The 11891-nt window shown below is 38.4% G+C and carries 10 protein-coding genes and 1 pseudogene; 2 read left to right on the forward strand and 9 right to left on the reverse strand.

Annotated features, from left to right (window positions below):
- Positions 1-240: 240 nt before the first annotated feature.
- The gene (locus tag R0K30_RS05905) at positions 241-612 is read left to right on the forward strand and encodes a DUF5412 domain-containing protein (protein WP_099727516.1); all 372 of its coding nucleotides are present in this window, start codon (positions 241-243) and stop codon (positions 610-612) included.
- A gap of 173 nt (positions 613-785) precedes the next feature.
- On the opposite strand, the gene R0K30_RS05910 is transcribed toward R0K30_RS05905, so the two are convergent.
- The gene (locus R0K30_RS05910; protein WP_230031114.1) at positions 786-974 is read right to left on the reverse strand and encodes a methyl-accepting chemotaxis protein; all 189 of its coding nucleotides are present in this window, start codon (positions 972-974) and stop codon (positions 786-788) included.
- A gap of 151 nt (positions 975-1125) precedes the next feature.
- On the opposite strand from R0K30_RS05910, the gene R0K30_RS05915 reads away from it, so the two are divergent.
- Positions 1126-2598 carry an NAD(P)/FAD-dependent oxidoreductase gene (locus R0K30_RS05915; RefSeq protein ID WP_410609583.1) on the forward strand — a complete coding sequence of 491 codons (1473 nt, stop codon included), beginning with the start codon at positions 1126-1128 and terminating at the stop codon, positions 2596-2598.
- Between the two features lie 32 nt (positions 2599-2630).
- On the opposite strand, the gene hag (R0K30_RS05920) is transcribed toward R0K30_RS05915, so the two are convergent.
- The 8 genes and pseudogenes from hag (R0K30_RS05920) to R0K30_RS05955 all read right to left on the reverse strand — a co-directional run bounded on the left by hag (R0K30_RS05920) (position 2631) and on the right by R0K30_RS05955 (position 11735).
- A complete protein-coding gene (gene hag, locus R0K30_RS05920) occupies positions 2631-3551 on the reverse strand; it encodes a flagellin Hag (RefSeq protein WP_410609585.1) in 921 nt (306 codons plus the stop codon).
- 295 nt (positions 3552-3846) lie between these two features.
- Entirely contained in the window at positions 3847-4758 is a 912-nt protein-coding gene (hag, locus tag R0K30_RS05925) for a flagellin Hag (protein WP_410609587.1), read from the reverse strand.
- 427 nt (positions 4759-5185) lie between these two features.
- Positions 5186-6706, reverse strand: coding sequence for a Kelch repeat-containing protein (locus tag R0K30_RS05930; RefSeq protein WP_256499483.1), 1521 nt, complete (start codon positions 6704-6706; stop codon positions 5186-5188).
- Positions 6707-6808: 102 nt separating this feature from the next.
- Positions 6809-7990: an alanine racemase gene (gene alr / locus R0K30_RS05935; protein WP_099727525.1), complete on the reverse strand. Its 1182-nt coding sequence runs from the start codon at positions 7988-7990 to the stop codon at positions 6809-6811.
- Between the two features lie 526 nt (positions 7991-8516).
- Complete coding sequence (locus R0K30_RS05940; protein ID WP_099727526.1) at positions 8517-8819, reverse strand: hypothetical protein; 303 nt, start codon at positions 8817-8819, stop codon at positions 8517-8519.
- Positions 8820-9707: 888 nt separating this feature from the next.
- On the reverse strand, positions 9708-9845 hold the full coding sequence (locus R0K30_RS05945; RefSeq protein ID WP_230031111.1) for an aspartate phosphatase: 138 nt from the start codon (positions 9843-9845) through the stop codon (positions 9708-9710).
- A pseudogene (locus tag R0K30_RS05950) lies at positions 9835-10966 on the reverse strand (response regulator aspartate phosphatase). The gene R0K30_RS05945 and the pseudogene R0K30_RS05950 overlap by 11 nt, the downstream one beginning before the upstream one ends.
- Positions 10967-11213: 247 nt before the next feature.
- A complete protein-coding gene (locus R0K30_RS05955; RefSeq protein ID WP_230031110.1) occupies positions 11214-11735 on the reverse strand; it encodes a ClbS/DfsB family four-helix bundle protein in 522 nt (173 codons plus the stop codon).
- Between the last annotated feature and the right edge of the window lie 156 nt (positions 11736-11891).

Consider the following 11891-nt stretch of genomic DNA (forward strand, 5'->3'; position numbering starts at 1 on the left):
ATCTGCCCCATTCCTCTATATGAGCATAAGTCTACTGATCTCAAATTCTTTTGTAAAGTGTTTTCGAATCGTCTATCCACATGAAGACATCCTTAAATTTTCCTTATCTTTACGGCTTTCTGTTGAATTTTGAGAAAAAATGACCGATAATTGAAACAAGTAGAACTTTTAGACTATATGAATCTTTTTGTATTCTCTCTCATAAATTAGCATTATTGTGATCTAAATCTGGAGGAATTCATGTTAAAAAAGAAAACCACCATCATCCTTGTCATCTTATTCATTAGCTTTGCTGGTATCATTTATTGGAAATGCTTCTCTCTTCAAGGCGTGTCTCATGGAACATTCATCCGCTCTATGTCATCACCCGACGGAACATATATCATCAACACCTATCGTCATAGTGGAGGAAAGCTAAAGGAGAACGCAGTCAGAGCAGAAATTGAAAACAAACTGACCCATCGAAAGAAAACGATTTACTGGAAATACCCTGATAAAGATCCTCTCATCAAATGGAAAAATACACAGCTTGTTCAAATTGGACACGAGTTTTTAAATGTTGTAAAAGGCGAAACGTACGATTATCGCTTTGAAAAAAGAAACAGAAAATAACGAGTCATCAAAAAACGAATCCTCTTTAGATTCGTTTTTTTTACGTTTACATCACCTTTTGCATAAAGCCTTTCCTTTCTTTGCTTACCACAGTCAACCGCTCCACAATTTCACTAAACTCTGTCACAAGTAAAGCTTGGTCTAATGATGACCCCATCATATTTTCCTTACTCTCAAGTAATGTATGTTTGGATGTTAGAGAAAATCCCTTGCAATGAGCTTTCAATATTTTCAGTTGCACGTGAGGTTCCGCTTGATAATTTTGGGATTTCGCTTGCTACAACACTAAAACCTGCTCCCTCTTTTCCTGCTCGGGCTGCTCCAATTGATTTTTGAGCGAAAAACCTAAAGCGAGTGCACAAATGAATTGAAGTTACTTTCTCATATTTACGGGTAAAAAGTATGTCATTTCCTTAATATATTCAAAAAAACGCAAATTTGCTATAATTAGAGCATCAACATATGATGAAATGGTCATGTAACCATTTTACTTATTCATTGGAGGCGCATGTTGTGACACAACCCATGAAATATAAGCGGGCCATCGTCATTGGCGGCGGTATCACCGGAATGCTCGCTGCAAAGGTTTTATCAACGTTTTATCATCAGGTGTTTATCATTGAAAAGGACGAACTGCCAAATTCTCCTGAGAACCGTCTCGGCACTCCTCAAGCCTTTCATCCACATAGAATGCTGCCACTTGGCAAGCGAATATTTGAGCGTCTATTTCCTAGTTATACAAAAGAGTTACTGGCAATAGGCGGGTTTAATACATGGCATCAAACATCTCGATTTATCACAAAAGATGGTGAATTAGCGCTCACCGATACAGAAGAAACAGCTGTCACAAGACGTGCCTTGCTAGAGTGGGTGCTGATGCAAAGAATGTTAAGTGAGGAACGTGTTCATTTTTTTAAAAAACATGAGGCGATCTCGCTACAGTTTGAGGAAGGAACAAAGCAAGTCATAGGACTCATTGTGAAAGACCGGCGTGTAAAGCCAGGAATCATTCATCAAATGAAAGCAGACTTAGTGATCGATACGTCTGGAAGAATGTCTAAATTGCCAAAATGGCTGAAAGATGCAGGACTGGCCTTGCCACAGACAGATGAGTTAAGCGTCTCTCTTGGCTACAGCACAAGATACTACCAGATACCACCTGAGGTGCCAAACCTGCAATCAATGGTCGTAGTTGGACAGCCACATAAACAAATTCCGACAGGATTGTTTGAACGGGTAGATCATGATTTAGTAGCTGTTCTTCTCTCAGCAGCGGGCGGCTCACATTATCCAACAACGGATGCTGATCAATTTGATTCAGAAACCGCTGCGCTTACCCATCCCGCTATAGCAGAAGCCATCACCCATTTAACTCCTTATACAAAGCCAAAGGGATTTAGACTTCCTGCTTGTGTGAGAAATCACTATGAACAAATGCATGATTGGCCAAGTGGTTTATTGGTAATGGGCGATGCCTTGTGTACATTAGATCCGATTCATAGGCAGGGAATGACAAAAGCAGCGGTCGAGGCGCAAACACTCGAGCGTATGCTCAAACAAGCACAAGGAAAGGGACGGTTGTCTTTTGAAAGGAACACCTTACAACAAATGCAGCACGCCAATGAGCCTGGCTGGTGGCTTTGTGCGATTGCTGATATGGCATGGGAAGGAGTCGAGTTAAAGGGAGGAAAGCCTATTCCCCATTTGACATTTGTACAAGAATATTTAAATCGCTACGTACAATATGCTGTTCAAACAAAACAGGCTGAACGTCTTGAGGCGTATCACCGTATGCATTCTTTCTTAACTGAACCGAGAGAGATCATCAACCTAGAGCAGCTGCATGACATGATTCAAGCTGATTCCACTGGTGACACTGCTCGTTGGTGGTGTCAATGGGACAAAGAGAACGACGAATTAAATCAAGCCTTTTTCCATGAAGCTGTTCCTGACTTTCGTTTACAGCAATTGCTGCCATCAGATTGACATAAAAAAAAGCCCTCAATGGGGCTTTTTCATTAACGTAATAATTGAAGTACGTTTTGTGGCTGTTGGTTTGCTTGTGCTAGCATCGCTTGAGAAGCTTGAGAAAGAATGTTGTTCTTTGTGAACTCACTCATTTCTTTCGCCATGTCAACGTCACGGATACGAGACTCAGCAGCTGTTAAGTTTTCAGCAGAAGCGCTAAGGTTGTTGATTGTGTGCCCTAAACGGTTTTGGACCGCACCAAGCTTAGATCGCTGAGCAGACACTTGCTTAATGGCTGTTTCAATAATACCAAGTTGTGCATCAAATCCAGCAGATTCCTCGCCATCTTCATCACTTGCACTAATGAATTTTGTCACATCGATGCCAGCAACAGAACCAGCTCCATCTTCACCTTCAGCAGTCCCATCTGTTCCTAAAACTGAAGCACCCATGTTTTCAATGTTAAGTGTAATTTGTTGTGTTGCGTTTGCACCGATTTGGAATACAAGGCTTTGTGCCTCACCACCTTCTTCAGCACCCTTAGACGAATAAGTCCCGTCTAATAATTTCTTCCCGTTAAACTCTGTACGAGTAGAAATGCTTGTAATCTCATCTTGCAAGTTTGAGATTTCATCTTGAATTGATGCTAAATCCTCTTCCTGTTGTGTACCTGTGTTCCCTGCTTGAACAACAAGCTCACGAATACGTTGAAGTATCGCATGAGATTCAGTCAGTGCACCTTCAGCCGTTTGAATAAGAGAGATACCATCTTGAGAGTTTTTAGTAGCCATTTCTAAACCACGGATTTGACTTCTCATTTTTTCAGAGATCGCAAGACCTGCTGCGTCATCCCCTGCACGATTGATGCGAAGACCAGAAGAAAGTTTCTCCATGTTCTTTTGGCTTGAACCGTTGTTAGTAGAAAGACGATTCAATGTGTTAAGTGCTGCGATATTGTGGTTAATTCTCATTTCTTATTACCTCCATGTGTTTTGAACCAATTAGACATCCATGTCTAAAAGTTCTAAATTAGAATTTTTTTGTAAGCCTTACAATCCATTTATCGAACTTTAATGGAAAATGTTTAACATAAAAGGGATAAATAAGGAAAAAGTCTTATTCATTATGATCGTTTCGCTAGAGTATGCCAAATTTAAAGGTCATTTTTCATCATTTATCAAGGGGATTTAAGAATCATAAATCAGGAGAAGGAGAAAAAGCGAAGAAAAAAGAGCATAAAAAAAAGCCCCATAAAGGGGCCTTTCATTAACGTAGTAATTGAAGTACGTTTTGTGGCTGTTGGTTCGCTTGTGCAAGCATTGCTTGAGAAGCTTGAGAAAGAATGTTGTTCTTCGTGAACTCACTCATTTCTTTCGCCATGTCAACGTCACGGATACGAGACTCAGCAGCTGTTAAGTTTTCAGAAGATGCACCAAGGTTGTTAATTGTGTGCTCTAGGCGGTTTTGGACCGCACCAAGTTTAGCACGTTGAGATGAAACTTGATTGATAGCTGAATCAACAATCTTAAGTTGAGTATCAAATCCAACATCTGCTGCGTCTGCTGCATTAGTTGCAAAAGCTGTTACATCTAAATCTTTAATCGATTGGTTTGCAGTGATGCCACCAGCACCATCATCAACGCCTAATGCATCAGCACCCATATCTTGAATGTTAACTTTGATTTGTTGCGTACCATTAGCACCAATCTGGAAAACTAAAGATGGATCAGTTGGTGCTGGTGGAGTTGAAGCTTTATAGTCACCATTTAACAATTTTTTACCATTGAACTCTGTACGATCAGAAACACCATCAATCTCTTCAATTAAAGCATCCATTTCATCTTTAATTGCAGTTAAGTCTTCATCTTGCTGTGTACCAGTGTTTCCAGCTTGAACCACTAGTTCACGAACACGTTGAAGGATTGAGTGAGTTTCAGTTAATCCACCTTCAGCTGTTTGAATAAGAGAGATACCGTCTTGTGCGTTTTTAGAAGCCATTTCTAATCCGCGGATTTGTCCACGCATTTTTTCAGAGATTGCTAGACCTGCTGCGTCATCTCCTGCACGGTTGATTTTAAGACCAGAAGAAAGTTTCTCCATGTTCTTTTGGCTAGCACCGTTGTTTGCAGACAAACGGTTCAATGTGTTAAGTGCTGCGATATTGTGGTTAATTCTCATTTCCTATTACCTCCATGTAATTGGGACCTGACAGACGTCCTTGTCTGAAAAAAGTCCTTTATTCTAGGGCTTATCAACCCTGACAATTCTATTATCGGACGTGGTTATAGGATGTTTAGCAGATTTTTAAAAAAATATCTTGTTTTTTTATGATGTTAATCCTAATTTTAACAATTATGTAAAAATACAAAAAGCTGCTGATCTATTATCAGCAGCTCAGATTGTTGACAAAGGGCTAAAATGATCTTTATTTTAGCCCTTTGTCTTCTTTTCAGCGTGATTGAAAACCTTTGAAGTCTAGGAAGGACGAGCACCGGAGCGGAGCGAATTTGACATTCGTGAGCACCGGCGCACAGGACTGACACCGAATGCGAGGGTTTGTCTACACGCTGAGCTGCTGATCTATTATCAGCAGCTTTCCATTTTATCAATATTGCTTGATATCAAACGTTAAAATATTTTGGTATATCACATAATCTTTCTTACTTGCGAAAGGTCCTTTATTGTGTTCATCATTAATTTCATAGAAGTTCATTCCGATTCCAAAGCTTCTTTCTTTATACCAGTTAAGAAAATCGTTGATTTCTTTCATTGAGAGCAGATAATCCTTTTGTAACCCATTGACCATGGTAATAGAAAGTATACCTTTCGCAGTTTCTTCTCCTGGTTTTGTTCCATCTTGGTCTTTCGGTTCTTCGGTTGTGCCGTCATCTGGCTTTGTTCCATCTTGGTCTTTTGGATCTTCCGTTGTGCCGTCATCTGGCTTTGTTCCGTCTTGATCTTTCGGTTCTTCGGTTGTGCCATCATCTGGCTTTGTTCCGTCTTGATCTTTCGGTTCTTCGGTTGTGCCATCATCTGGCTTTGTTCCGTCTTGATCCTTTGGATCTTCTGCTGTCCCATCATCCGGCTTTGTTTCATCCTCAGTCACTTGTAAGTCTTTTAATGAAATAGAAATCACTGATCTGTAATCACTTTTTACAGAAAGATGTCTCATATAATACGAGTAGTCACGTCCGCCAATAACATATAATTGATCATCAACAATTGCTGCAACAGCTGATACTCTTCCTTCTGGCAATTCATAAGCTGAATTTTTAAATTGACCATCTTTTGGATTGAAAATCTGAACTTTGTTTACCATATTTTTCGAACCATCACCATATAATTGCCCACCAATAATAAAGAACTTTCCATTGTAAGTTTCATAGGAGGGTTCATATGTATAAGATGTTAACTGAACATCAATTAGTCTCTTCCAAGTATCTGTTGCAATATCATACTGAAACAAATACTTTTCTCTACTATGCCCTATCGAATTTTCGCCACCTGCAACATATATTTTTCCGTCAATTTCAGAAATGGCTCTCCCATTTCGAGATGGTAAACCCGATGAGTTCAAGCTCTTCCATTCACCAGAGGCTGTATTGTATTGATAGACATTATTCTTATAAGAGTTTTTTGAAGATACAATATATATATTCTCTTTCACTGCAACTGCGTGTAAAGTTCCCTTACTATAAGCTGAAAATACCGGGTCTCTTGGAATTTGAATCGGCTCTTCAGCCCACTGATCAAGTTCTGTATCATAAATATCTATTGTGTTATAAGCTACTTCTGTCTCTTCGTTAATTCCACCTATTAGATAGATTTTTTTACCTACTGTAGCATAAGTACCCCCTGTTCTATTTCTTGGCATACTGGCTTTCTCTTCCCAAGCATCCTTTTTAGGATCATACATAAATGTTTGATTATTCAACTTATTTTTTTCACTTGCTCCACCAAACACATAAATCTTTCCATCAACTACTCCCACACCAGCATTAATACGTTCTTCTGGTAAATCAGCTCTTTTAGCCCAGCCAGTTGTTTTTGCTGCATTTGCTTTAAATGGACTAAGAGTACTCATTAAAAGAAGTACTGCAACGAATAATAAAAAACTTTTTCTCATTTCTCATTCCTCCAAATCGTTCTATTCCTCCTTTTTATCGTTTTATTTTTTACAAAGTTTACAATTAAAAGTAATTACGGATTAACTTTTATAATAAAAAACTCACACATACATCACCGGTGTTGACATTTTAATAATCTTCCCACCTCGACGATAAAACCTCGGAACACGGCGGCTTAAGGTGGCGATGACTTCATAGTTAATCGTATTGAGCATTTCGGCGATTTCATCGACAGAAATTTCTCCGCCTTTTTGACGGCCGTAAATGACGACTTCCTCGCCTTGCTTTGCCTTCATTTCACCTAAACTGATCATGGTCATATCCATTGTGACTCGCCCCGCAATCGGCACTCGTTTTCCTCTGAAAAGCATAAATCCTCTATTGGATAAAGCACGCGAGTACCCATCCGCGTAGCCAATCGGTATAGTCGCAATGACTTCATCAGGCTTTGCCACATAGGTAGCACCATAGCTGACGGTTCTAGGCTCTGTCACCATTTCCTTTACGAAAGCAATTCTCGCCTTTAAACTCAGAGCCGGCTCCAATTGAACAGCATCCAAGCTTTGAATATATTGCGAGGGATAAAGTCCATACAGTCCGATCCCAAGCCGAATCATATCGGCACTAAATTCAGGAAATGCGATGGCAGCAGCCGTATTGTTCATATGTACGGTAGGCAGCGTAATTCCTTGTTTTTTTAGAAAACGAAGAAAATCAGTAAAAATATTGTGCTGAAGCAATGTGAAATCGGGGTCCGGCTCATCCGCAGTTGAGAAATGCGTAAAGATTCCATCCCATCTGAGGTATTCACTTTCTTCAAGTGCCTCAACGACTTCCAAAAGCTCTTCCTTCGTTCGAACGCCTAGTCGCCCCATGCCTGTGTCGACATTGACATGAATGCCAAGCCGATGCTGACTTTCTTCTTCCGCTAAAATCTCATTTGCTTCATTGATCCAGTCTGCACGAAGACCGGATAGGTCAATTCTCCATGTCGCAGCTTTTTTTACACAGTCGAGCGGGGTAAATCCGAGGACTAGAATAGGCGCTTCAATTTTCGCTCTTCGCAATACAATGCCTTCTTCCAAGCTGGCAACCGCCAGCTCTGTCGCACCGCTTTCCAGTGCCTGTCGCGCTACCTCCACTGACCCGTGTCCATAAGCATTCGCTTTCACCACTGCCATGATCTTACTTTTCCTTGGAATATGCGCTTGAATGGCTTGTATATTTCTCTTTATTGCATCAAGACTGACTTCGATCCAGACTTCCCGGCAAATCTTTTGCACTCGTATAACCTCCCTGCTTATCTCATACATCCATTTTTCCTCATGCATTATGTTTATTCCATGTTGCATGGAAACATTCAAGACTCGCATGTATGAGTCTGTTCCTCTTCAAAAAGATGATATATCGAGTGCTTAGATAAGCTAGTGAACGACCCTAAACCTTCATAAAGTAAGTATGACGATTAGCCATTGCTGTCGCACGAAATTGTCGAAGTATTTTATACCCTTCAGTGATATTCATATCGACACTTGAAGAAGTCACCTTCACCTACTTGCTCCTCGTCAATTATGCAGCGTGAATCCTTTCATATAAGAAAAAACACCATCCAGCAAAATGACTGAATGATGTTTTTTCATGTTTCTGTACATCTTTAAATGATTGATGGTGTCAACATCTAGCACACTATAGCATCCTTTAGTAACTTCATTCATGATCTCAAATATTCCCCTGGAAATAACCTATTTGATTAAATACGAACGCATGCCAGCTATAGGTTCATTCACATACCAAAGAATGTGAAAATATTTAACTAGGGAACGTCACACTTTCAATTTTGTTCACATCTATTAAAGTAGGTCCCGTACCTCCTAATCCTGGGTCATTAAAAAATACAATGCCCGCCAATTGATTAAAAGTGACAAAATTTCCTGGGCCATAAAAGAAACCTGAATCACCAACGATGCTAAGATCAGTACCTGGTGGAAGTCCCGCAAAAAGTCCACTAAATTTCGCTGTACTTGTACTAGGTGTAGATGATTGATTACCTAATCCTACATTTTGTGAGATGTTTAAGCCTAGAGCTGATAAATCCTGTGTGATATTTGCCATGAAAAAGCCTCCCTTTCTCTAATTTTATCTTTTATTCAATATAGTGTATTCCAATCTAAAGTTTTTGAATGAGTTTATAGTGGAGTTTTATAGAAGAAAAAAATGTAACACGTCTAGTGGAGGAGTCAACACAATCTCACTTTCAATACCTACACGAATGAGACAATGGGGTATGAAATAAGCTGTGCTGTTTTCACATAGTGGTTTTTCAAAAGATAAAAGCCATTCTTAATCCAAGAATAGCAATTGATCGTTTAAATGATTTTTGACCATCTACTTTTTTAATCCTTCATCATATCTAAATTCTTTTTGCTGCCGTATGGTCCTATATTTCTCATATACACCATTTTCAATTTTGTAATTCAGATTTCCCTCCAACACTTATTGGAAGATTAGCCAATCATTCCTTACATCCATCGGTAACATCCTTTAAAATATCATGCAGTAGGTTATTAAAAATAAATGAATTTATTATGAAAAATACATATTTAAGAATTCCAATCTGATGGTTAGGTAAAAGATTAAGTAATCTCTTTTCTCTTTTATAAGATGTTCGATTTTTTTAAACAAAAAAGAACGGCCATTTGGCCGCTCACTTATTATTGATTTTGCTTGGAAGACTTAGTATTGATAAAGGTGACGTTCAAATAGAAAATTGTTCCGAAAAACATACCATTTAACAAACTGATCACCAGCATCTTACTAATAAGGACAACATAATAGAACGCTGGTGTCCCATATTGAATAGGCTAATCATAAAGGTTAAAACAAATAATATAGTGGAAATCCTTCGGAATAATTTTGATTTTAACATTTTAATGACTCCGAATTCATGCGATATATTCAATATCACCCTTAAAATAAAAAGCCCCATTAAGGGCCTTTTATTTAAGCAGAATAACCGATACTTGCCGTATGACCTCTCCTTGCTTCATCATGACTTGCTGTCACTTCAGACGTAAAATAACTAACAACACTTATTACACTGATCATCATTAATACAACTGATAAAGTTTTAAATTTCATACTGACAGTCCCCCCGCTTCACTTGAGTTTGGAAATAAAGAATCTTCTCATAAAAAAGCATCGCATTGTCTTTATCTCCCATTTCATTATAATATTTTGCAGCATCTTTTGCTAAATCTTCAAGATCAGGATACATTGACTTTATTTCTAACAATTCCATTATTTTTTCCAATTGCTCAAAATTGTTTTCAACGTATAGTGATTTTAAAAACTTGAATATCAATAACAGAACATGATCTTTCAGCTTTTCAGATAGTTCCATGCCATTATTTAAAGCATATGTACCTAAATCCTGTTCTTTCTTTTTGAAGTAGGCTTTTGACAACATAATGAGTGGATCTAAGATTCTATTTAAATGCTCGTATCCCTGCTCTCTAAATGCGCGAATCGAGTCATTAAAATGAGTAATTGCTTATGCTAATTCTTTGTTATGAAAATAACTCAACCCTAAATTATAGAGCTGATCCTTTTAATCGTTTTGTTGAGTTGTCGGCGGCTTTTTCTATTGCGTGTTCAAAATGGGGTATTGCTTTTTCGGGGCAGCCCATATCTATATAGTTTAATCCAATGACAAAAGAACATTGTATTTCTCTTACTGTGTATGTATCTTTTTCTCTATAGCACTCTATCGCCTGGGCGATATGATGCATGGACATATGGGTTTGTTTCATGTGGTAATAGATTTCAGCCATCTTGTAATTGAACTCGGCACGTTCAATATCATCACTAACATGAGATAGCTTTTTTTCTGCTCGTTTATAGAAGGTAAGGGTGTTTAGATATTCATAGTTTTCAAATTCGTACATGCCGTAGAAAAAAATGAAGCAATACTCAAGTAACCCTGTTAATTTCTCTTGATCCCTTTTGATCTTCATTGCGAGTTCCCTAAAGTTCGCCCGCTCTTTCCCATTTTCTAAAGGATTCAAGTAATCAAGCATTAATTTATGTCTGAACTCCATAAGTGAGAAATACAATAATAAATCCTGATTCTCTTCCATATGATCAAGCATTGATTTGATTTCTTCTTTATATGCCTCGGCGTCCGGTACGTTAAATCTTTGAATATGATAATACCATTCATTGATTTTCAAGCCCACGTGAGAAGAAAGCACTTTCTCCATCAGTCCTTACCCCCTCCTCCATTTTCCCTATAATGACATATATTATCATTTTGTGAATCGTCCGACACCGAAAAGAAACAGCAAAAATAAGAAAAAAAGCTCCTGTAAAGAAGCCATGTGAGTGATCGTAATTTTGATAAGGAGGAATAACTGGGCTCGAATCAGCGCCCCCCTGTTCTCTCTGAAATAAGATGATACAATCAGGTTTAGTTCTAACGAAATATGTACATCTAGTATACCCTTCACGTCATACTTGTTTTAATCGTTTCCATTTACGAATTTGAGTACGGAAATTTTTAAAAGGGGCAACGGTATTCACATGAATAAATTTATAAACTGGCCAAACAGCCTTTGCTGTCGCATCATCCGCCCATTTTCGTTGATGAGGTTCAAACACTTCTTCTTCACTCATACGATCCAACATATCACAAATAGTTAAAACATTCTGTTTGAGCTGAGCTCTTAATGCGACTAGTGATTGGCAGGCATACTTCTCATTAAAAAGAGAATATAATGTGCCAAGCTGATTCCATTTATAACCTTCTGCTGGCGTATGGACAACCTTTCCTTCAGTTTCGTGTTGCTCCCATTGAAGCAGCAGGGTTGTCCAACCAACTTGATAGGCCAAATTTTCTGCAGGAGTTCGGCTTACATCCTCTATTCGATCATCTTTCATTTCTTCTGGAATCATATTGAATTCTTCATCGTATTGATTGTACGTCTTCATGATTGCTTGCTTTAAAATATCCTTCGACTCATAGGTTGTCATATTATTCACCTCTAGTTCTTTTTGTGCAAATTTTTCTCGGAACATATCTTGCAAAAGTACAAAAAAATAACTGGAGCTCATGATACTGAATTATTCTATCGCCTTCTGTTTTACAGTCTCTATTATAAGAGAACTCTTAATCGAGCAAAAAAGCAA

Origin of the sequence: Bacillus sp. SIMBA_154, assembly GCF_046536015.1 — a bacterium.
In the GTDB taxonomy this organism is placed as follows: domain Bacteria; phylum Bacillota; class Bacilli; order Bacillales; family Bacillaceae; genus Bacillus; species Bacillus pumilus_P.